Origin of the sequence: Falsiroseomonas sp. CW058, assembly GCF_050563535.1 — a bacterium.
Classification (GTDB): Bacteria; Pseudomonadota; Alphaproteobacteria; order Acetobacterales; family Acetobacteraceae; genus Falsiroseomonas.
Genome location: NZ_JBNXUO010000006.1, coordinates 23,352 through 44,576 on the forward strand (window position 1 = coordinate 23,352; position 21,225 = coordinate 44,576).

Genomic DNA, 21,225 nt, shown 5'->3' on the forward strand with positions numbered 1-21,225 from the left:
TCCCGTCCACTCGTCGAGGAAAGGCGCGGCGCGGCCGGCCGCCGCGGTCACCCGGGCGGGGGTGACGCCGCGCCGCGCCGTTCCGCCAGCAGCGCCGCCACCTGGGCGCGGACCGCCTCGGGCGAGGCGGGCTTGTGCAGCAGGGCGAAGGGGCCGTCCGCCGCGGCGGTGCGGAGCGCATCGCCGATCGCGTCGCCGGCATGTCCGGTCACCAGCACCGCCGGCAGGCCCGGCAGCCGCGACCGTGCCGCGCGCAGCAGCGCCAGCCCGTCCATGCCGCCCGGCATCGACAGGTCGGTCACCAGCACCTCCACCGGGCGGCCGGCATCGATGAGGGCGAGGGCTGCCGCGGCGTCCGGCGCCTCCTCCACCCCGTGCCCGGCATCGGCCAGCGTGGCCGAGAGCACGCTGCGCACGGCCGGCTCGTCGTCCACCAGCAGCACCGCGGCGCCGGCCGGTGCGGCCGCCACCGGCGCGGGCTGCCCCGCGGCGCCCGCATCGGCGGCTTCGGCCGCCTCCGCGGCACGGGGCAGCCAGAGCGAGACGGTGGTGCCCCGGCCGGGTGCGCTGTCGATGGACAGCGCGCCGCCCGACTGCTCGGCGAAGCCGCGCGCCATGGCGAGGCCGAGCCCGGTGCCCTTGCCGCGCGGCTTGGTGGTGAAGAAGGGCTCCGTGACGCGGGCCAGCACCTCGGGCGCCATGCCCTCGCCGTCGTCGACGACGTCGAGGCGCAGGTAGCCGCCCGCGCGAAGCTGCGGCGGCACCCCCGGGCCGGGGGCGGCCGCGGGGACGGCCGAGAGCCGGATGGTCCCGCGCCCGTCGCGCAGCGCGTCGCGCGCGTTGTTCGCCAGGTTCACCAGCACGGCTTCGAGCTGCCCGGCATCGGCCATCATTGCCGGCACATCCGGCGCCACCTCCACCCGCACCGCGACGGTGGGCCCCATCGTGTGGCGCAGCATCTCCGCCAGGCCGTGCAGCAGCGCCTCGGCCTGCACGGGGGCGGCCGTCAGTTCCCCGCGCCGCGCGAAGGCGAGCAGCCGCCCGGTGACCGCGACGCCGCGCTCCGTCGCATCGGCCGCCAGTTCCAGGAAGTGCCGCGCCCCCGCCGGGTCGCGCCCCATGCGCTTCGCCGCGAGCGATACGCCGCCCTGCACGGCCTGCAGCACGTTGTTGAAGTCATGCGCGATGCCGCCGGCGAGGCGGCCGAGCGATTCCATCTTCGCCGCCTGCGCCAGCCGCGCCTCGCTCTCCCGCAATTCGCGCGTGCGCGCCTCCACCAGGCGCTCCAGCTCCTCGCGCGATCGCGCCAGCACGGTCTCGGCGTGCTTGCGCCCGGTGATGTCGACGGAGGCGCCGATCAGGCCGATGACGCGCCCCGTGCCGTCCCGCAACGGGGCCTTGGTGGACAGCCATACGGCGGGCGTGCCGTCGGGCAGGCTGACCTCCTCCTCCACCTGCTCGGTCCTGCCGCCTTCCATGATGCGGCGGTCATTCGCCATCACCGCCGCGGCCTGCTGCGGGTCGTCCAGCACATCGGCGTCGGTGCGGCCGAGGAACGCCTCGGGCGGCTTGCCGATGAGCCGTGCCGTGCCCTCGTTGGCGATCAGGAAGCGGCCGTCGCGGTCCTTGGCGTAGACCACGCCGGGCACCGCCTCGATGAAGGTGCGGAGCAGGGTGGCGGCGCGGTCGCGCTCGGCTTCCGTCGCGCGCCGCGCCTCGACGTCGAGCAGCACGCCGGGGAAGCGCGCGGGCGTGCCGTCCGGCGCGTGGGTGACGCGGCCATTCGCCTCGATCCAGCGATAGGTGCCGTCCTGCCGGCGGACCCGGTACTCGCAGCTGTAGGGGCCGCCGCGCGCGATGGCCTCGTCCAGCGTCCGGCGCACCCGCGCCAGGTCGTCGGGATGGATCGAGGCGACCACCTCCTCGCTGCCGAGGCCCGCATGGCAGCGTTCGGGATCGAGGCCGAAGGACAGCGCGAAGCGGTCGTCGGCGGTGATGCGATCCGCCTGGAGGTCCCAGTCCCATGTGCCGATGATCGCGCCGGCTTCCAGCGCCAGCTGCACCCGTTCCGCGGCCAGGCGCAGCCGCGCCTCGCTCTCGGCCAGCGCCTCCGCCGCGCGGCGCTCGGCGTCGATGTCGGAGATCGCGACCACGGCACCCGTGATGGTGCCGGCGGAATCGCGGATCGGCGCGCCGTTGATGCGGAGCCAGGCGAGGCTGCCGTCGCCCCTGAGGTAATGGAGGACGAGGGAGGGCGCGTCCTCGCCCGCCAGGGCCCGGGCGCCCGGGTAGTCGTGGCTCTCCACCCGGCGGCCATCGGGGTGGTAGCCCTCCCAGTCGCGATAGGCCGCGATGTCCGGCGAGGGCAGGACGGAATGGCGCATGATCTCCTCGACGCGCCGGTTGCCCACCAGCACGCGGCCGGACGGCGCTTCCACCAGCACCACGCCGACCGGCACGTTGTCGAGGATGGCGCGCAGCCGCGCCTCGCTCGCGGCCAGGCGGTCGGCCGCGGCGCGTTCCGTGGTGACGTCGCGGAAGAACACGCTGATGCCGCCGCCCTCGGCGGGAAAGGCCCGGGCGGCGTAGAGCCGGCCGAGGGGGGCGTAGAACTCCTCCGCCTCGGTCGGCGCGCGCTCCTCCATGCAGCGCGTGTAGGCCTTCCAGAACCGTCCGCCGACCGCCTCCGGGAAGGCGTCCCACAGCACCTGGCCGGTGACGTCGCGTCCGCCGGCAATGAGGTCCATCGCGCGGCGGTTCATGAAGGTGACGCGCCAGTCCGGCGCCAGCGCGAAGACGCCGTCGCTCGTCGTCTCCAGCACCCGCGCCAGCTCCGCCTCCCGCGCGCGGAGATCGGCCGAGGCGGCGTGCAGCGCGGCGGCGAGGGTGTTGACCTCGCGCACCGGGCCGGGCGCCGGGCCGGGGCTGCCCCCCGCGCCCGCCGGCGCGGCGGCGATGGCGGCGAGGCGTTCGATCGGGGCTGCGATGCGCCGCGCGAAGGACCAGCCGAGGCCGGTGACGAGGAGGCCGAGCAGGATGGCGAGCAGCACGGCGGCGGCGGCGACGCGCTGCATCAGCCCGTGCAGCGTGGCGTTCGGCGCGCTCGCCAGGACGAGCCAGTCGCCGACCTCGGTGCGGCGCCAGGCGATGACGGCTTCCGATGCGTCGCCGATCGACCCGGCCCAGCTGCCGGCGGGGCCCGTCGCGCGGGCCAGCAGCTCGGGCGGCAGCGGCTGGCCCGCGCCGGTCGTGCTGCGCGGCAGGGCGGCGACCAGGACCCCGTTGCGGTCCGCCACCTCCACCGTCCAGCCCGGGGCGAGCCCCGCGCGCGCCACCGTGTCGCGCACGCGTTCGAGCGGGGTGCTGAGGTTCAGCAGGTAGGCGATCTCGCCATCGCGCCGGACCGGCACGTTCACCATGAACAGCGGCGCGCGGGCGACGGCGCCGGTGATGACGTTCGACACGTCGGGCCGGCCGGTGGCGAGCACGGTGCGGTCGGAGTCGAGGGCGCCGATGCGGGGCAGGGGCGCGCCGCGCGGCAGCCGCGTGTTGACCAGCTGCGTGCCCTCGACGTCGCGCAGGACCACGTTCACGCCGAGCATGTCCCGCACGCCGCGCGCCAGGCCGTCGAAATGGGGAAGGTCCCCGTCCTGGAGGGAGGGCGCGAGGGACAGCACGCCGATCGCGTCCACCAGCCCGCCGAGGTCGCGGTCCAGCGCGGCCGCCGCCGTCGCCGCCGTCTCGCCCGCCATGCGGTGCAGCCGCGCCCTCTCCCCCGTCAGGTAGGTCCAGCCCAGCCCGGCCGCGAGGGCGAGCACGGTGGCGGCCAGCGCCGCGCCGAACAGCGCCAGGTGCCAGAAGATCGGTCGGCCGGGCGGGGGCGGGGCGCGCCCCGGGGCGCGCCCCCGGGCGTTGCGGGCCGCGGCCCTGTCCGCCTGCGGCGTGACGTTGGTCATGGATCGGCGGGGACGGGCCTGGAAGCTGCGGAAACCCATCCCTATAGGCCGGCGGTCCCGCCCCGTATCCCCGGCCGTCGATCACGGGACGGTGATCGCGCCGCCCCCGCGCCGCCCCGCCGCGGCCAACGCCCTTCCGCAGCCGTGCCGGTGCCGATAGGGTCGCCGGGGACACGGGAGAGACGCATGGCCGGCGAGCGCACCATCTCGGCACTTCTGTCGGCGGGCGACGCCGCGCGGCCCGCGATCCGCGCCGTCGAGGGGCGGGCACCGCTGACCCATGGCGCGCTGCGGGACCTTGCGGCGCGCACCGTCGCGGCGCTGAATGGCCGGGGCATCGGCCGCGGCGACCGGGTGGCGATCGTGCTGCCGAACGGGCCGGAGATGGCGGCGGTCTTCGTCGCGGCGGCCTGCGCCGCCACCACCGCGCCGCTGAACCCCGCCTACCGGCAGGAGGAGTTCGAGTTCTACATCGAGGACCTGAAGGCGAAGGCGCTTCTGGTCGCGAAGGGCTGGGACACGCCGGCGCGCGCCGCGGCCGCGAAGCTTGGCGTCGCGGTGATCGAGGTGGCGCCGGACGCGGCGGCGGGCGCGGGCGCCTTCACGCTGGAAGGCGGCGCGGCCGGCGCCGCGGCCCGCCCCGGCGACGCGGCGGAGGACGACGTGGCGCTGGTGCTGCACACCTCCGGCACCACGGCGCGGCCGAAGATCGTGCCGCTGACGCATGGCAACGTCACCGCCTCGGCCCGCAACATCGGGGCGACGCTGGCGCTGGGGCCCGCCGATGCCTGCCTCAACGTCATGCCGCTGTTCCACATCCACGGGCTGATCGCCGCCGTGCTCGCCTCGCTCGGCGCCGGGGCGTCGGTGGTCTGCACGCCGGGCTTCGACGCGCTGCGCTTCTTCCGCTGGATGGAGGAGGAACGGCCGACCTGGTTCACCGCCGTGCCGACCATGCACCAGGCGATCCTGGCGCGCGCCGAGCGCAACCGGGAGGTCATCGAGCGGGTGCGGCTGCGCTTCATCCGCTCCTCCTCCGCCTCGCTGCCCGGGCCGGTGATGGAGCAGATGGAGAAGGTGTTCGGCGCGCCGCTGGTCGAGAGCTACGGCATGACGGAGGCGTCGCACCAGATGTGCTCCAACCCGCTCGCCGGGCCGCGCAAGCCCGGCAAGGTCGGGCTGCCGGCAGGGCCGGAGGTCGCGGTCATGGGCGAGGACGGCGCCATCCTGCCGCGCGGCGCGATCGGCGAGGTGGTGATCCGCGGCCCCAATGTCACGAAGGGCTACGAGGCGAACCCGGAGGCCAACGCCAAGGCCTTCACCGATGGCTGGTTCCGCACCGGCGACCAGGGGATGTTCGACGAGGACGGCTTCCTGATGCTGACGGGACGGCTGAAGGAACTGATCAACCGCGGCGGGGAGAAGGTGAGCCCGCTCGAGGTCGACGGCGTGCTGAGCGGGCATCCGGCGGTGGCGCAGGTGCTGTGCTTCGCGATCCCGCACGCCAGGCTCGGCGAGGAGGTCGGCGCCGCCGTGGTGCTGCGCGAGGGCATGGAACTGACCGAGCGCGAGCTGCGCGACTTCGCGGCGACCCACCTGGCGGATTTCAAGGTGCCGCGCCGGGTGGTCTTCGTGCCCGAGATCCCGAAGGGCGCGACCGGCAAGCTCATGCGCATCGGGCTGGCGGAGAAGCTGGGGATCACGGCATGAGGCTCTGCGTCTTCGGCGCCGGCGCGATCGGCGGGCTGATGGCGGCGAGGCTCGCCGCCAAGGGCGATGCGGAGGTCACGGTCATCGCGCGCGGCCCGCACCTGGAGGCGATGCAGGCGCGCGGCCTGACGCTGCGCAGCGAGGGGCAGGAGATCACGGTGCGGCCCCGCTGCGTCGCGACCGCGGAGGAGGCGGGGGCGCAGGACTACGTCGTCGTCACGCTGAAGGCGCATTCGCTGCCCGGCGCCGCGCGCCAGATGCAGCCGCTGCTCGGGCCGGAGACGGCGGTGGTCTCCGCCGTCAACGGCATCCCCTGGTGGTATTTCCACAGGCTGCCCGGCCCGCACGAGGACCGCCGCGTCGAAAGCGTGGACCCCGGCGGGGTGGTGAGCGAGCTGCTCGCGCCGTCGCGCGCCATCGGCTGCATCGTCTACCCCGCGGCCGAGGTGGCGGCGCCTGGCGTCATCGAGCACACCTACGGCGACCGCTTCACGCTCGGCGAGCCCGACGGCACGCGCACGCCGCGCGTCGCCGCGCTGTCCGAGGCGCTGATCGCCGCCGGCTTCAAGGCGCCGGTGCGCCCGCGCATCCGCGACGAGATCTGGGTGAAGCTGTGGGGCAACCTGGCCTTCAACCCGATCAGCGCGCTGACCACGGCGACGCTCGACGTGCTGACGGCCGACCCGGCGCAGCGCGGCGTCGCGCGCGACATGATGCTGGAGGCGCAGGAGGTCGGGCAGCGGCTGGGCGTGCGCTTCGGCATCGATGTCGACAAGCGCATCGCCGGCGCGGCGGAGGTCGGCGCGCACAGGACCTCGATGCTGCAGGACCTGGAACGCGGCCGGCCGATGGAGATCGACGCGCTGCTCGGCGTGGTGGTGGAGCTGGCGGAGCTGGTGGGGGCGCCGGTGCCCACCTGCCGCACCGTGCTGGCGCTGGTGCGCGCGCGCGGCCGCGCGGCGGGCTGCTACCCCTGACCCTGCTTCAGCGACCCTTCTTCAGCCCGGCGCGAAGACGTTCCGCAGCGTGCCGATGCCCTCGATCGTCACCGCCACCTCGGTGCCCGGCCGCATCGGCAGCGCGCCGAGCGAGGTGCCGCAGGCGATCAGGTCGCCCGGCTCCAGCGTCATCTCCCGCGAGACGAGGGAGACGATGCGTGCGGGCGGAAGGATCATGTCGGCGGCCGGGTAGTCCTGCCGGACGCGGCCATTCAGCGCCACCGTCACCCGCAGCCCCCGCCAGTCGAGCCCCGTGGCGATGGCCGGTCCCACGGGGCCGAAGCCGTCGCAGCCCTTGGCGCGCGCCCATTGCGCGAAGGAGGGATCGGCGTTGAGCGTGTCGAGCGCCGTCACGTCGTTCACGCAGGTCAGGCCGAAGATGGCCGCCGCCGCCTCCTCCTCCGACGCGTCCCTGCAGCGCCGGCCGATCACCAGGCCGAGCTCGCCCTCGTAGATCACGCGGCCCGCATGGCCGGGCGGCATCGGGATGGGGGCGTCGGGCCCGATGACGCTGCGCGGCGACTTGAGGAAGAACAGCGGCGTCTCGGGCCGGGCGAGGCCCTGCTTCGCCGCGGCCTCGTGGAAGTTGTTCCAGAGCCCGATGAAGACGCCCGGCCGCACCGGCGCCAGCAGCGTCGCCTCGGCCAGCGGGAAGGCGGCGCCGGCGGGGCGGGGCGCGGCGAAGAGGTCGCCCTCATGCGGCTGCACGCGCCCGTCCTCGAGCGTGCCGAAGCCTTCCGCGCCGTCGCGGCGGAAGCGGATCCAGAGCGTCATCGGCGGTCTCCCCCCCGGCTCGCCTCGCGCGGCGGCAGCCGTGCGGCGAGTTCCGTCTTCAGCACCTTGCCCGCGCTGTTGCGCGGCAGCTCCGCCACCACGAAGACCCCGCGCGGCACCTTGTAGGGCGCGAGCCGCGCGGCGCAGCGCGCCACCAGCTCTTCCGGCTGCGGCGCGGCGCCGGGGCGCGGCACGACGAAGGCGGCGACCTCCTCGCCCAGCTCCTGCGAGGGCCAGCCCAGCACAGCCGCGTCCGACAGCGCGGGATCGCCGAGCAGCACGGCCTCGACCTCGGCGGGGTAGATGTTGGCGCCGCCGCGGATGATCATGTCCTTGCGGCGGCCCTTCAGGAAGACGAAGCCGGCCTCGTTCACCGAGGCGAGGTCGCCGGGCAGGTACCAGCCGCCGCGGAAGGCTTCCGCATCCGCGTCCGGGTCGCGGAAGAAGCCGCCGCAGACGCCCGGCCCGCGATAGGCGATGCGCCCGACCCCGCCCGCGGGCATGGGGCGGTCCTCGTCGTCGAGGATCGCGACCTCCACGCCGAAGACGGGGCGGCCGACGCTGTCCTCGTGGCGGTCGACGTCGCCGGGCTTCAGCAGCGACACGCCGCCGCCTTCCGTGGAGCCGTAGTATTCGTGGAAGCCGGCGCAGATCCGGTCGCGGATCGCGCGCCGTTCCCACGGGTGCAGCGGCGCGCCGGAGGAGAGCAGCAGGCGCATCCGCCGCAGCGGCTCCAGCGCCCCGTCCGGCAGGTCGAGCAGGCGGCGGAACTGCGTGGGCACGAGGAAGGCGGCGGTGGCGCCGCGCCGCTCCGCCTCCGCCACCAGCTCATGCGGGCGGAAGGGCGGCGGGAACAGCACCACCGTCCCGCCGCTGAACAGCTGCGACATCGCGAAGCTGCGGCCGCCGCCGAAATAGAGCGGCGTCGCCGAGAGGTAGGTCTGGCGGGAGTTGAGGCCGATGTCGATCCAGTGCGTCCAGAACCGCGCCAGCAGCTGCCCATGCGTCAGCACCGGCCCCTTCGGCCGCCCCGTCGTGCCCGAGGAGAGCGAGAGCAGCAGCGGCATCGCCGCGCAACCCGCGCCTTCGGGGAAATCCGTGTCCTCCGGCGCGGCGTCGCAGGCGGCCAGGAAGGCTTCGTCCACGGCCAGGCAGGCATGACCGGGAAGGGCCGGGGCGTCGGGTTCCGCCAGCACCAGCCGCGCGCCGAAATGCCCGGCGACGGCGACCTTCTCCGCCTCCGTCCAGCGCCAGTCCATCGGCAGCAGCACCGCGCCGAGCCGCGCGCCAGCATAGAGCGCGAGGAGATGCTCGATCGAGTCGCGGAGCGCAACGCCCATCACCTCGCCCCGGCGCGCGCCGCAGGCCAGCAGGTGCGCGGCCCAGCGCCGGACGGCGCCGTCCAGCTCGCCGTAGCGCAGCACGCGTTCGCCGGCGAGCACGGCGGCCTGTTCGGGCCGCGCCCGGACATGGTGGGCCAGCGCATCGGCGATGTTCATCGGCGGATCGGTCCCGGTCTGTCGGCGGGCCGCATCCTCGCCCCGGCGCGGGCGAGGCGGCAAGCCTTGGTCCCGCGCGGCGGCTGCGGCACAGTGCCCGGCCGCAAAGGGGAGAGCGCCGCATGTCCGCCGATCGTCGCCTGGCCGAACTCGGGATCGAGCTGCCATCGCCTCCCGCGCCGCTGGCCAACTACGTGCCCTGGCGCATCGGGGGCGGGCTGCTGTTCCTGTCGGGGGTCGGGCCGCGGCGCGCGGATGGCGGCGCCATCACCGGCGTCCTCGGCGCCGGGCTGACGGTGGCGGAGGGATACGAGGCCGCGCGGCTCTGCGGGCTCAACCTGCTGGCCAACATGCGCGGCGCGCTCGGCACGCTCGACCGCGTGGACACCGTGCTGAAGGTGCTGGGCATGGTCCGCGCGACGCCCGATTTCGGCGACCAGCCGGAGGTGATCAACGGCTGCACCGACCTCCTCGTCGAGGTGTTCGGCGATGCGGGGCGCCCCGCGCGTTCGGCGGTCGGCATGGGCAGCCTGCCGCGCGGCATCGCGGTGGAGATCGAGGCGGTGGTGCTGCTGCGCGGCTGATGCGCGGAACCGGGCCGCGGCCCGCGCGCTTCGTTTCGCCGGCGCGGCCCTGGCCGCGATGCGCGGACCCATGCGAGGCTGGCGCCCCGCCGGATGCGCGGCCGAAAGGGAGCGAGGACAGGAATGCAGATCCGTCGCGTCACGACGACGCCCTATGCCGACCAGAAGCCCGGCACCTCCGGCCTTCGCAAGAAGGTCCCCGTCTTCCGCCAGCCGAACTATGTCGAGAACTTCCTGCAGGCCATCCTCCACGCGCTGGGCGAGGCGCGACGGGGCGCGACGCTGGTGCTGGGCGGCGACGGCCGCTTCCTGAACCGCGAGGTCGTGCAGGTCGCGCTGCGCATGGCGGCGGCGAACGGGCTGGGGCGCGTGCTGGTCGGGCGGGACGGGCTGCTGTCCACCCCGGCGGCGTCGAACCTCATCCGCATCAACGGCGCGCTCGGCGGCATCATCCTCTCGGCCAGCCACAATCCCGGCGGGCCGGAAGGGGATTTCGGCATCAAGTTCAACATGGCGCATGGCGGGCCCGCGCCGGAATCCTTCACGGGGGAGGTGTTCCGCCGCGCTTCCGCGATGGCCGAATACCGCGTGCTGGACGCGCCGGACCTCGATCTCGGGCGGGTGGGGGGCACGCGGCTCGGCGCGATGGAGGTGACGGTCCTCGACCCCGTGGCGGACTATGCCGCGATGATGGAGCGGCTGGTCGATTTCGATGCCATCGCTGCGATGTTCCGCCGCGGCTTCCGCATGCGCTTCGACGCGATGAGCGCGGTGACGGGCCCCTATGCGAAGGCCATCCTGGAAGGGCGGCTCGGCGCGCCGGCCGGCACGGTGGCGAATGCCGAGCCGCTGCCCGATTTCGGCGGCCACCACCCCGACCCCAACCCGGTGCATGCGGCGGAGCTGATGGCGCTGATGCAGGGGCCGGGCGCGCCGGATTTCGGCGCGGCGTCGGACGGCGACGGCGACCGCAACATGATCGTCGCGCCCGGCCTGTTCGTGACGCCGAGCGACAGCCTGGCGATCCTGGCGGCGCACGCCCATCGCGCGCCGGGCTATGCCGCCGGGCTGGCGGGGGTGGCGCGGTCGATGCCGACGAGCCGGGCGGTGGACCGCGTGGCGCGGCGCCTCGGCATCGGCTGCCACGAGACGCCGACGGGCTGGAAGTTCTTCGCCAACCTTCTCGACGCCGGGCAGATCACCCTTTGCGGCGAGGAGAGCGCCGGGACGGGGTCCAGCCATGTGCGGGAGAAGGACGGGCTCTGGGCCGTGCTGCTCTGGCTCAACATCATCGCCGCCACCGGCCGGCGGGCCGACCTGCTGGTGCGGGACCACTGGGCGAGCTTCGGGCGCGACTACTACAGCCGCCACGACTACGAGGAGGTGGAGACGGAGCGCGCCGACGCGCTGATGGCCGGGCTGCGCGGCCGGCTCGCGGCGCTGCCGGGCCGGCGCCTGGCGGGGCTGACCGTCGCGGCCTGCGACGACTTCGCCTATGCCGACCCGGTCGATGGATCGGTGACCGCGCACCAGGGCGTGCGCATCACCTTCGCCGAGGATGCGCGCGCCGTCTTCCGCCTGTCCGGCACCGGCACGGCGGGCGCCACGCTGCGCGTCTACCTCGAACGCTACGAGCCGGACGCGTCGCGCCACGACCTGCCCGTGCAGGAGGTGCTGGCGCCGGTCATCGCCGCGGCCGCGGAAGTGGCGGAGATCGCGCGGCACACCGGGCGGGACGCCCCCTCGATCGTCACCTGAGGCGGGCGGTCGTCAGGCGCGGCGGAAGGGCGCCAGGTCGGCGCGGGTCAGGGCGCCGCAGCGGCGGATCAGCGCGACCCAGGCGGCGAACCCCTCGGCGATAGCGGATTCGCGCCAGTTCTCGTTCGGCGCGTGGAAGTCCTCATCGGCCGTGGCGAAGCTGAACATCACCGTGTCGATGCCGAGCAGCCCGCGCACGATGTCGGTCAGCGGCAGCGTCGCGCCCATGCGGACGCGCAGGGGCTTGGTGCCGACGGTGGCCTCCAGCGCGCCTTCCGCGGCCAGCAGCAGCGGGTGGGCCTCCGGCACGGCATAGGCGCGCGTGCCGTCCCGCGTCGGGCGGATCGCCAGTTCGACGCCGGGCGGGCAATGGGCGCGCAGATGCGCGGCCACCGCCTCGACGCAGCGCGCGGGGTCCTGGCCCGGCACCAGGCGCATCGACAGCTTCGCATGCGCCTCCGCCGGGATCACGGTCTTGCCGCCCGCGCCGGTGTAGCCGCCCCACATCCCGTTGGCGTCGAGCGTCGGGCGCAGCCAGAGCCGTTCGAGGAAACCGGGCGTGGACAGGCCGCTCGACGTGCCGATCGAGGCGTCATGCGCGGCGACGTCAAAGGGGATGGCGCCGAGCATCGCGCGGTCCGCATCCGAAGGCGGGGTCGCGCCGTCGGCGAAGCCCGCGACCGCGATGTTGCCCTCCGCATCGTGCAGCGAGGCGACGAGCCGCGCCATCTCGTGCAGGGCGTTGCGGGCGACGCCGCCGTAGCGGCCGGAATGGAGGTCCTTCGCCGCGGTGCGGACCGAGAATTCCATCGCCGTGTTACCGCGGGTCGCGACCGTCATCGTGGGCAGGTCGGCCCGCCAGCGTGCGCCATCGGCCGACAGCACCGCATCCGCCGCCAGCGCGCCGCGATGCGCGCGCAGGATGGCGGGGAGGGAGGCCGAGCCCATCTCCTCCTCGCCCTCCAGCAGCAGCGTGACGTTGACCGGCAGACGGCCTTCCGCGGCGAGGAAGGCGCCGAGCGTTTCCACCGCGAGCAGCATCGGGCCCTTGTCGTCCGACACGCCGCGGGCATGGAGGCGGCCGTTGCGCGCGGTCAGCTCGAAGGGGGGCGAGGCCCAGGCCTCGGCGGGGTCCGGCGGCTGCACGTCGTAATGGCCATAGACCAGCAGCGTCGGCTGCGCCGGCCCCGCCCCGTGCCAATGCGCGGTGACGGCCGGGTGGCCGCCGGCCCCGATCTCCCGCGCGTCGTGGAAGCCGAGCCTGTCGAGCCGCGCGATGAGCCAGCGCCGCGCCGCCGCCATGCCATCCCGGTAGCCCGGGTCGGTGGAGACGGAAGGGCAGGCGACCAGGTCGCGCAGCCGCGTGACGAACCCCTCGCGGTCGGAGAGGAGGTGCGACAGCACGGGGTCGGTCACGGCAGGGCGTCCAACAGGGCGCGGAAGGTCGCGGGCGACTGCTCGCGCCGGCCATCCTCGATATCGGCGATCAGGCGGCCGACGGCGGAAAGCGCGGGGGTGGCGATGCCGAGCTGCGCCGCGAGCTTCGGCACGATGTTCAGCTGCGATGCGGCTTCGGTCTTGCGCTTGCGCACCGCCAGGTCGCGCCAGATGCCGGAATGGGTCTTGGCGCCGACAGCGGTGTAGTCCCGCAGCCATTCGACGATGCGGATGCCATCGGCCTCCGCGCGGCCGGGCGCGAAGGCCATGGGATCGAAGCCGCCGAAGCCGCGCGGCGTCACGCCGCGGGCGATGGCGGTGGCCGTGACTTCCCGCCCGAGCGCGAGCCAGGCGGGCATGCGCGCGGGGTCGGCGAAGTTCTCCGTCATGCTGTCGTGGTTCAGCGCGGTGGCGAACAGCATGGCGCCATAGGCCATCTTGCCCCAGAGATAGGCCCAGACATCGGTGGTCAGCACCGCATCCGGCTCGAACCCGCGCGCCAGGTCGAACATCGCGCGCGTGCGGTCGCGGATGGTGCCGTCGATCTCGCCCACCACCAACGCGCCGCGGTTGCCGTAGAGGATGCGGCCCGGCCCGTGCCAGTCCGCGCCGAAGTTGACGAAGCAGCCCATGGTGCGCTCCGCGCCCACCGCTTCCGCGATCTCGATCTCGTTCAGGCCGTTCTGCGCGGACAGCACGAAGCCGCCGGGCGAGAGATGCGGCGCGAGCATCGGCAGCGCGTCCCGCGTGGCCTGCGCCTTCACCGCGAGGACGATGCGGGAGAAGGTGCCGGTCAGCTCGGCCGGCGTGACGGCAGGCACCACCTGCGTGAACTCCGCCACGGGTCCGAAGATGGACAGGCCGGTGGTGCGGCAGGCCTCGACATGGTCGGCGACGGTGTCCACCAGCAACACGTCATGTCCCGCGCGCGCCCAGTGGGCGCCGAGCGTGCCGCCGATGGCGCCGGCGCCCCAGACCAGGATCGGGTCCGTCATGGCCAGGGCCCTTCCAGCGCCGCGCGGGTTTCCTCGACGCCCGCCTGCCAGATCGCCTGCGTCGCCGCATCCGGCATCTGCCACGGCCCACCGAAGGAGCCGTCGCCGAGCATTTCCCGCACCCGCGCGGGCGGGGATGCCTTCATCAGCGCGGTGTCCACCGCCGGCTTGCGGCCTTCCGGCGCCGGCGCATGGGCAAGCCGCGTCCAGGGGAAGTTCTCGAACCAGTTGCCATGGCTGGCCGACGGGTCGGCCGCCATCGCCGCGGCCCAGGTGCGGGGCGCGTTGTACCAGTTGTGGAACCTGATCGAGAGCTCCGGCCGTTCCGTCATCATCTGCTGCGCCAGCGCGCCGACCGGGGCGTTGCCGCCGTGGCCGTTGACGATGAGGATGCGGCGGAAGCCCGCGCGCGCGACGCTGTCGATCAGGTCACGCGCGACGGCCAGCAGGGTTTCGACCCGCAGGCTGACGCTGCCGGGGAAGGCCGCGAAATAGGGCGCGAGGCCGAAGGGCATCGCCGGGTAGACCGGCACGCCGAGCGGCGCGGCGGCTTCCACCGCCACGCGTTCCGCCAGGATCGCATCGACGCAGAGCGAGAGCTGCGCGTGCTGTTCGGTGCTGCCGAAGGGCAGGACGCATCGGTCGTCGCGGCGGAGGAAGGCCTCGACGTCCATCCAGTTGCTGTCGGTGATCCGCATCGTGTCATGCCGGCCGCGCGGCCCGCCGGGCGGGTGCGCGGCCTCCTGTCCTTTCGCGTCAGCGTGCCGCCGGGGTCACGTCCCAGGCATAGGTTTCCTCGTCGGCGCGGCCCGCGGTCATGGTCACGCGGTCGCGCCGCATCGCCCAGGCGGAGTTGACCGAGGCGAGCGGCAGGGCCACGCGTTCGCGGTTGAACAGGGCGCCGGTCTGCTCCAGCAGCTCGCGGCGCCGGTTGTCGTCCAGCTCGAACTCGGCCGCCTGGATCAGGCGGTCCATCTCCGGGTTGGAGTAGCCGTGCCAGTTGAAGGCGCCGAGCCGGCGCTGCGGGTCGTTGGTGTGGGCGTTGGAGGAGTAGTAGTAGCTCGCCTCCCCCGTCAGCGTGCCCCAGCCGGCCATGATGTTCGACAGCTCGCCGCGCGTGCGGGCGGGGAAGATGACCGCGGCCGGCTGGCCCGCCGCCTGCACCTCGATGCCGATGCGCGCCAGCATCTGCGCCATGGCGGTGCCCACGCCGCGGTCGCCGGGCAGGCGGTCGTTGGTGAAGTTCAGCACCATGCGGAAGCCGTTCGGGTAGCCGGCCTCGGCCAGCAACTGCCGCGCGCGGGGCAGGTTCGGCGTGGTCATCTGCAGGGTGCGGTTGAAGCCGAAGATGTTGGGCGTGACCATCTGGCCCTGCGGCGTGCCGAGCCCCTCCATCGCCACCTCCGCCAGGGCGCGGCGGTCGAGGGCGAGGTCGATCGCCTCCCGCACGCGGGGGTCGCGATAGGGGTTGGAGGCGAGGCGGGAGCCGTCGCGCGCCGTCACCTGCGGCGTCGTCTCGCGGAAGTCGAAGGACAGGTTGAACACATAGACCGTGTCCGCCTTCACGACGCTGAGCGTGCGGTCGCGCTCCAGCGTCGGCACGTCGGCGGCGGGGACGCGGACGATCATGTCCACCTGCCCGGTGCGGAGCTGCGCGACCCGGTTCGCGTCGTTCGGGATTTCCCGCCGGACATGCCGCGCCCAGGCCGGGCGGCCGCCCCAGTGTCCGTCGAAGCGGTCGACCGTGAACTGTTCCCGCGGGGTCCAGGACCCGAAGCGGTAGGGCCCGGTGCCGATGGCGGCGCGGCCGGAATTGAACGCCTCGTTGGAGGTCTCGGGCGTCAGCCCGGCGGTGGCGCGGGCCGAGGTGACGAACAGCCGGATGAAGTCGTTGGGCAGCGTGGGCGAGGGGCCGGAGGTGACGATGTGGATCGTGTGCGGGTCGATCACCCGCACTTCCTGCACGCGGCGGACATAGATTCGGGTCGGGTTCGGGCCGGACAGCGTCTGCATCCGCCGGATGGAGGCGGCCACGTCCTCGGCCGTCATGTCGCTGCCGTCATGGAACTTCACGCCGCGGCGCAGGCGGAATTCCCAGGTGTTCGCGTCCACCGCGCGCCAGGATTCCGCCAGCCCCGGCTCGATCTGCAACTGCGGGCCGGAATGGGTCAGGGTGTCGAAGACATGCTTCAGCGCCTCGGAATGGGTGCCCGTCGCGGTGAAGTGGGGGTCGATGCTCTCCGGCCCCGCGCGCACGCCCATGGTCAGCGTCTGCGCCGCGGCGCCCCCCGAAATCAGGGCGGTCGCGGCGGCCGCGAGGGCGAGGCGGTGGCGGTTCCTGTGCATTCTCGACTCTCCCGGGGGAAGCTTCCTGTCGGGCCATGCTAGGAACGGCTTGCGCCCGCTGTCCATGCCCCGATACTGCGGCCGATGCTCGGCTTCGTCATCCAGCGCCTGATCCAGGCCGCCCTCGTCATGCTGGCCATGTCGGCGCTGGTCTTCGTCGGCGTATACGCGATCGGCAACCCGATCGACGTGCTGATCTCCCCGGACGCCACGCAGGACATCCGGGCGGCGGCGATCCGCCATTACGGGCTCGACCTGCCGCTGTGGGAACAATACCTGGCCTTCCTGGGGCGGCTGCTGCGGGGCGATCTCGGGCGGTCCTTCGTGCTGAACATGCCGGTGACGGACCTCGTCTTCTCCCGCCTGCCGGCGACGCTGGAACTGGCGCTGGCCTCCGTGCTGATCGGCGCCTTCGTCGGCATCCCGCTCGGCATCTTCGCGGGCTACCGGCCGGGCAGCCCGGTGGCGAAGGCGGTGATGGCGGTGTCCGTGCTCGGCTTCTCGGTGCCGACCTTCTGGGTGGGGCTGATCCTGATCCTGACCTTCGCGGTCAATCTCGGCTGGCTGCCGGCGGGCAACCGCGGGCCCACGGTCGAGGTCTTCGGGGTGGGCTGGTCCTTCCTGACGTTGGAAGGGCTGGCCTTCATGGCCTTGCCGGCGCTGAACCTCAGCCTGTTCAAGCTGGCGATGATGATCCGCCTGGCCCGCGCCGGCACGCGGGAGGTGATGCTGGGCGACACGGTGAAGTTCGCCCGCGCGGCGGGGCTCGGGGAATTCACCATCCTGCGCCGCCACGTCCTGCGGCTGATCGCCATTCCGCTGGTCACGGTGTTCGGGCTGGAATTCGGATCGACGCTCGCCTTCGCGGTGGTGACCGAGACGATCTTCTCCTGGCCCGGTGTGGGCAAGCTCATCATCGATTCGATCACCTCGCTCGACCGGCCGGTGATGGTGGGGTACCTGGTGCTGGTGGCCTTCCTGTTCGTGACGATCAACCTGGTGGTGGACCTGTCCTACGCGCTGCTCGATCCCCGCCTGCGGCGCGGCGGGCGGGCGGCATGAGGGCCTTCTGGCGGGAATACCGCGAGAACTGGGTGGCCGTCGTCGCGCTGGCCGTGGTGGTGGTGGTGGTCGGCGCCGCGCTGGGGGCGCCGCTGATCGCGCCGCAGGACCCCTACGACCTCGCCAACCTGGACCTGATGGATGCGCGGCGCGCGCCGGGCTTCGTGGGCTCGGGCGGCTATGTGCACTGGCTGGGGACGGATGCGCAGGGGCGGGACCTGTTCTCGGCCATCCTCTACGGGCTGCGCATCTCGTTGCAGATGGGGGTGGCGGCGGGGGCGGTGGCGCTGGCCATCGGCACCGCGCTCGGCATCCTCGCCGCCCATGCGCGTGGCTGGGTGGAAGGCGCGATCATGCGGGTGGTGGACCTTCAGCTGTCCTTCCCCGCCATCCTGCTGGCGCTGGTGCTGGTCGCGGTGCTGGGGCAGGGCAAGGTGCCGCTGGTGATCGCGCTGGTCACCGCGCAATACGCCTATTTCGCCCGCACCGCCTACGGGGCCGCGACGGCGGAGCGGCAGAAGGACTATGTGGAGGCAGCGCACGCAACGCCGCTGCCGGGGTGGCGGGTGGTGTTCCGCCACATCCTGCCGAACTGCCTGCCGCCGCTGATCGTGGTGGCGACGGTGCAGGTGGCCAACGCCATCGCGCTGGAGGCGACGCTGTCCTTCCTCGGCCTCGGCCTGCCGCCGACCGAACCCTCGCTCGGCATGCTCATCTCGAACGGGTTCCAGTACATGATGAGCGGGCGGACCTGGATCTCCGTCTATCCCGGTATCGCGCTGATCGTGCTGATCGTCGGCATCAACGTGGTGGGCGACCAGCTGCGCGACCAGTTCAACCCGAGGCTCAGCCGATGACCGCGCTGCTGGAGGTGCGTGACCTGCGGACGCATTTCCTCACCCGCGCGGGCGTGGTGAAGGCGGTGGAGGGCGTCACCTTCGCGCTGGACCGGGGCGAGATCCTGGGGCTGGTGGGCGAATCCGGGTCGGGCAAGTCCGTCACCGGCTTCTCGCTGATCGGGCTGGTCGATCCGCCGGGCCGCATCGCCGGCGGCTCCATCCGCTTCGACGGGCAGGAGCTGGTGGGCCTTCCGCCGGCGCGGATGCGCGCCATCCGCGGGCGGCGCATCGCGATGGTGTTCCAGGACCCGGCGGCGACGCTGAACCCGGTGCTGACCATCGGCCGGCAGATGGCGCTGGCGGTGCAGGCGCATGGGCGCACGACCGAAGCCGCGGCGCGGGACCTCGCGGCGCGCACCCTCGCGCGGGTCGGCATCCCCGACGCGGCGGCGCGGCTGGATGCCTATCCGCACGAATTCTCGGGCGGGATGCGCCAGCGCGTGGCGATCGCCACCGCGCTGCTGCACGGGCCGGACCTCATCATCGCGGATGAGCCGACGACCGCGCTCGATGTCAGCATCCAGGCGCAGATCCTGACGGAGATGAAGGCGCTGGCGCGGGAGACGGGGACGGCGCTGATCTGGATCAGCCACGACCTGGCCACCGTCTCCTCCCTCGCCGACCGGGTGATGGTGATGTATGCCGGCCGCATCGTGGAAAGCGGGCCGGTGGCCGCCACGCTGCGCGCGCCGCGCCACCCCTATACGCGCGGCCTGCTCGACAGCCTGCCGGCGATGGCGCGGCCGGGGGAGAGGCTGAACCAGATCCCGGGCACCACGCCGTCGCTGCTGAGCCTGCCATCCGGCTGCCCCTTCCGCCCGCGCTGCCCCCGCGGCGACGCGGCCTGCGCGGCCGACCCGCCGGTGGTCGCGACGCCAGACCGCATGGCGTTGTGCCACCACCCGCTGGACCTCGCCGCATGACCGCGCTGCTGGTCGCCGAGAATGTCAGCAAGCGCTTCTCGCCGCGCATCACGCTGGGCGACCGCATCGCGGGCGCGCTGGGGGCGAAGGTGGACCGGCGTGCGGTTCATGCCGTGAGCGAGGTGTCGCTCGGCGTGCCGCAGGGGCGGACGCTGGGGCTGGTGGGCGAATCGGGCTGCGGGAAGTCCACGCTCGGCCGCATGCTCGCCGGCATCCTGCCGCCGAGCGAGGGGCGCGTGACGCTGCGCGGCGAGGCGCCGATGCAGGGCCGCCACAAGGTGACGACCCGCATCCAGACCGTCTTCCAGGACCCCTACGCCTCGCTGAACCCGCGGCTGCGGATCGGCGAGACGATCGCGGAAGGGCCGGTCGCGCATGGGCTGGTCACGCGGGAGGGCGCGCCGGCGATGGTGGCGGAATGGCTGGCGCGGGTCGGGCTCGACCCCGCCTTCGCCACCCGCTTCCCGCACCAGTTCTCCGGCGGGCAGCGCCAGCGGGTTGCGATCGCGCGCGCGCTGGCGATGCAGCCCGACGTGCTGGTCTGCGACGAGCCGGTGGCCTCGCTCGATGTCAGCATCCAGGCGCAGATCCTGAACCTGTTCCTGGACCTGCGGCAGGCGCTGGGGCTCACCTGCCTGTTCATCTCCCACGACCTGTCCGTGGTGCGGCATGTCAGCGACAGGGTCGCGATCATGTATCTCGGCCGCATCGTGGAGAGCGGGGAGGCCGCGCGGGTCTATGCCGCGCCGCGCCATCCCTACACGCAGGGGCTGCTGGCGAGCGTGCCGAAGCTGGTGCTGGACAGCAATACGGGACTGGATTTCCGCCCCATCGCGGGGGAACTGCCGTCGCCGCTGTCGCCGCCGCCCGGCTGCGCCTTCCACCCGCGCTGCCCGCGGGCGACGGAGGTCTGCCGGGTGGAGCGGCCGCCGCTGACCCCGCGGGAGGACGGGACGCTGGTGGCCTGCCACCACGCATAGCCGGCGGTCGCCTTGCCGTGATCAGCCGGCCCGCAAGCAGGTCGGGCCGGCGGCAGGGCGGCGCGACCGGAGTTCAGAACCCCACCCGGTCCCCGCCCTTCAGCGACAGGATCTCGCGCGCCTCGTCGGGCGTCGCGACCTCCAGCCCGAGTCCCTCGATGATCTGCCGCGCGAGGCGCACCTGCACCGCGTTGCTCTCGGCCAGCTTGCCGGGACCGGCCCAGAGGCTGTCCTCCAGCCCCACGCGCACATTGGCGCCCATCGCGGCGGCCTGGGCGGCGATGGCAAGCTGGCTGCGGCCGGCGCCGAGCACGCTCCAGCGGTAGTTGTCGCCGAACAGGCGGTCCGCGGTGCGCTTCATGTGCATCACGTCCTCGGGGTGGGGGCCGATGCCACCCTGGATGCCGAAGACGGTCTGGATGAACAGCGGCGCCTTCACCAGGCCGCGGTCGAAGAAGTATTTCAGGTTGTAGAGATGCGCGGTGTCGTAGCACTCGAACTCGAAGCGGGTGTCGTTGCCGGCGCAGGTGGTCAGGATGTACTCGATGTCCGCGAAGGAATTGCGGAACACGATGTCCTTGTTCGCCAGGTAGTCGCGTTCCCAGGCGTGCTTCAGGTCCTTGAAGCGGTTCAGCATCCCGAACAGGCCGAAATTCATCGACCCCATGTTGAGCGAGGCGACCTCCGGCCTGAAGGTCGCGGCGGGCGCAACGCGCTGCTGGATGGTCATGGTGGGGGCGCCGCCGGTGGTCAGGTTCACCACGCAGTCGCTGCGCTGCTTGATGACGCGCAGGAAGGGCGCGAAGGCCTCCGGCGTCTGGTCGGGGCGCCCGTCCTCGGGGTTGCGGGCGTGCAGGTGCACGATGGCGGCGCCGGCCTCCGCCGCGCCGATCGCGGCATCCGCGATCTCCTGCGCGGTCACCGGCAGGTGCGGCGACATGCTCGGCGTATGGATCGCGCCGGTGACGGCGCAGGTGATGATGACCTTGCGGTCGAGCTTGCCGGGCATGCGTGGCCTCCCCCCGTTCGTCGCCGCCACGATGGCGGGCGACGGGGAAGGCGGCAAGCCGGGGGCGGAGCGTCAGGTCAGGACGGGCGGTCGAGCGCACGCCAGAGGGAGAGCACCAGGCTGCGCGCCGTCTCCTCGTCGGCCGGCACGCGGAAGCGGCGGCCATCGGTCGCGATCAGCTGCACCTCCGACCCCTGCGCGGAGGTGAGGAGGGATGCGGCGATCAGTTCCTCGGGCAGGGCGGGCGGGGTGGGGGCGTGGGGGGTCATCGGCGCGGTGTCCTCTTGGCGTCCTT

The 21,225-nt window shown here is 73.6% G+C and carries 17 protein-coding genes; 8 read left to right on the forward strand and 9 right to left on the reverse strand.

The window, feature by feature from the left end; genetic code table 11:
• Positions 1–47 precede the first annotated feature (47 nt).
• On the reverse strand, positions 48–3,956 hold the full coding sequence (locus ACK8OX_RS06995; protein ID WP_430663230.1) for a PAS domain-containing protein: 3,909 nt from the start codon (positions 3,954–3,956) through the stop codon (positions 48–50).
• A gap of 186 nt (positions 3,957–4,142) precedes the next feature.
• Here ACK8OX_RS06995 and ACK8OX_RS07000 point away from each other — a divergent pair, with 186 nt between their 5' ends.
• Positions 4,143–5,666 carry an acyl--CoA ligase gene (locus ACK8OX_RS07000; protein WP_430663231.1) on the forward strand — a complete coding sequence of 508 codons (1,524 nt, stop codon included), beginning with the start codon at positions 4,143–4,145 and terminating at the stop codon, positions 5,664–5,666.
• Positions 5,663–6,643: a 2-dehydropantoate 2-reductase gene (locus ACK8OX_RS07005; protein WP_430663232.1), complete on the forward strand. Its 981-nt coding sequence runs from the start codon at positions 5,663–5,665 to the stop codon at positions 6,641–6,643. The genes ACK8OX_RS07000 and ACK8OX_RS07005 overlap by 4 nt, the downstream gene beginning before the upstream one ends.
• Before the next feature lie 21 nt (positions 6,644–6,664).
• On the opposite strand, the gene ACK8OX_RS07010 is transcribed toward ACK8OX_RS07005, so the two are convergent.
• Entirely contained in the window at positions 6,665–7,438 is a 774-nt protein-coding gene (locus ACK8OX_RS07010) for a fumarylacetoacetate hydrolase family protein (RefSeq protein WP_430663233.1), read from the reverse strand.
• On the reverse strand, positions 7,435–8,937 hold the full coding sequence (locus tag ACK8OX_RS07015) for a class I adenylate-forming enzyme family protein (RefSeq protein WP_430663234.1): 1,503 nt from the start codon (positions 8,935–8,937) through the stop codon (positions 7,435–7,437). Before ACK8OX_RS07015 ends, ACK8OX_RS07010 begins: the two co-directional genes overlap by 4 nt.
• Before the next feature lie 122 nt (positions 8,938–9,059).
• On the opposite strand from ACK8OX_RS07015, the gene ACK8OX_RS07020 reads away from it, so the two are divergent.
• The gene (locus ACK8OX_RS07020) at positions 9,060–9,521 is read left to right on the forward strand and encodes a RidA family protein (protein WP_430663235.1); all 462 of its coding nucleotides are present in this window, start codon (positions 9,060–9,062) and stop codon (positions 9,519–9,521) included.
• Positions 9,522–9,644: 123 nt separating this feature from the next.
• Positions 9,645–11,279: an alpha-D-glucose phosphate-specific phosphoglucomutase gene (locus ACK8OX_RS07025; protein WP_430663236.1), complete on the forward strand. Its 1,635-nt coding sequence runs from the start codon at positions 9,645–9,647 to the stop codon at positions 11,277–11,279.
• 12 nt (positions 11,280–11,291) lie between these two features.
• On the opposite strand, the gene ACK8OX_RS07030 is transcribed toward ACK8OX_RS07025, so the two are convergent.
• Genes ACK8OX_RS07030 through ACK8OX_RS07045 form a run of 4 tightly spaced genes read right to left on the reverse strand, consistent with a single transcriptional unit; the run spans position 11,292 to position 16,057 of the window.
• Positions 11,292–12,695 (reverse strand): M20/M25/M40 family metallo-hydrolase, encoded by a 1,404-nt coding sequence (locus ACK8OX_RS07030; RefSeq protein ID WP_430663237.1) that lies wholly within the window; start codon positions 12,693–12,695, stop codon positions 11,292–11,294.
• Positions 12,692–13,711, reverse strand: a complete 1,020-nt coding sequence (locus ACK8OX_RS07035; RefSeq protein WP_430663238.1) for a ketopantoate reductase family protein — start codon at positions 13,709–13,711, stop codon at positions 12,692–12,694. The genes ACK8OX_RS07030 and ACK8OX_RS07035 overlap by 4 nt, the downstream gene beginning before the upstream one ends.
• The gene (locus tag ACK8OX_RS07040) at positions 13,708–14,409 is read right to left on the reverse strand and encodes a creatininase family protein (protein WP_430663239.1); all 702 of its coding nucleotides are present in this window, start codon (positions 14,407–14,409) and stop codon (positions 13,708–13,710) included. The genes ACK8OX_RS07035 and ACK8OX_RS07040 overlap by 4 nt, the downstream gene beginning before the upstream one ends.
• Before the next feature lie 58 nt (positions 14,410–14,467).
• A complete protein-coding gene (locus ACK8OX_RS07045; protein WP_430663240.1) occupies positions 14,468–16,057 on the reverse strand; it encodes an ABC transporter substrate-binding protein in 1,590 nt (529 codons plus the stop codon).
• Between the two features lie 84 nt (positions 16,058–16,141).
• Here ACK8OX_RS07045 and ACK8OX_RS07050 point away from each other — a divergent pair, with 84 nt between their 5' ends.
• Genes ACK8OX_RS07050 through ACK8OX_RS07065 form a run of 4 tightly spaced genes read left to right on the forward strand, consistent with a single transcriptional unit; the run spans position 16,142 to position 19,921 of the window.
• Positions 16,142–17,119, forward strand: a complete 978-nt coding sequence (locus tag ACK8OX_RS07050; RefSeq protein ID WP_430663241.1) for an ABC transporter permease — start codon at positions 16,142–16,144, stop codon at positions 17,117–17,119.
• A complete protein-coding gene (locus ACK8OX_RS07055) occupies positions 17,116–17,976 on the forward strand; it encodes an ABC transporter permease (protein ID WP_430663242.1) in 861 nt (286 codons plus the stop codon). Before ACK8OX_RS07050 ends, ACK8OX_RS07055 begins: the two co-directional genes overlap by 4 nt.
• Positions 17,973–18,941, forward strand: coding sequence for an ABC transporter ATP-binding protein (locus tag ACK8OX_RS07060; protein WP_430663243.1), 969 nt, complete (start codon positions 17,973–17,975; stop codon positions 18,939–18,941). Before ACK8OX_RS07055 ends, ACK8OX_RS07060 begins: the two co-directional genes overlap by 4 nt.
• A complete protein-coding gene (locus ACK8OX_RS07065; RefSeq protein ID WP_430663244.1) occupies positions 18,938–19,921 on the forward strand; it encodes an ABC transporter ATP-binding protein in 984 nt (327 codons plus the stop codon). Before ACK8OX_RS07060 ends, ACK8OX_RS07065 begins: the two co-directional genes overlap by 4 nt.
• Before the next feature lie 73 nt (positions 19,922–19,994).
• On the opposite strand, the gene ACK8OX_RS07070 is transcribed toward ACK8OX_RS07065, so the two are convergent.
• Both ACK8OX_RS07070 and ACK8OX_RS07075 read right to left on the reverse strand, forming a co-directional pair.
• A complete protein-coding gene (locus tag ACK8OX_RS07070; RefSeq protein ID WP_430663245.1) occupies positions 19,995–20,930 on the reverse strand; it encodes a 3-keto-5-aminohexanoate cleavage protein in 936 nt (311 codons plus the stop codon).
• A 77-nt stretch (positions 20,931–21,007) separates the two neighbouring features.
• Entirely contained in the window at positions 21,008–21,199 is a 192-nt protein-coding gene (locus tag ACK8OX_RS07075; protein ID WP_430663246.1) for a hypothetical protein, read from the reverse strand.
• Positions 21,200–21,225: the final 26 nt, after the last annotated feature.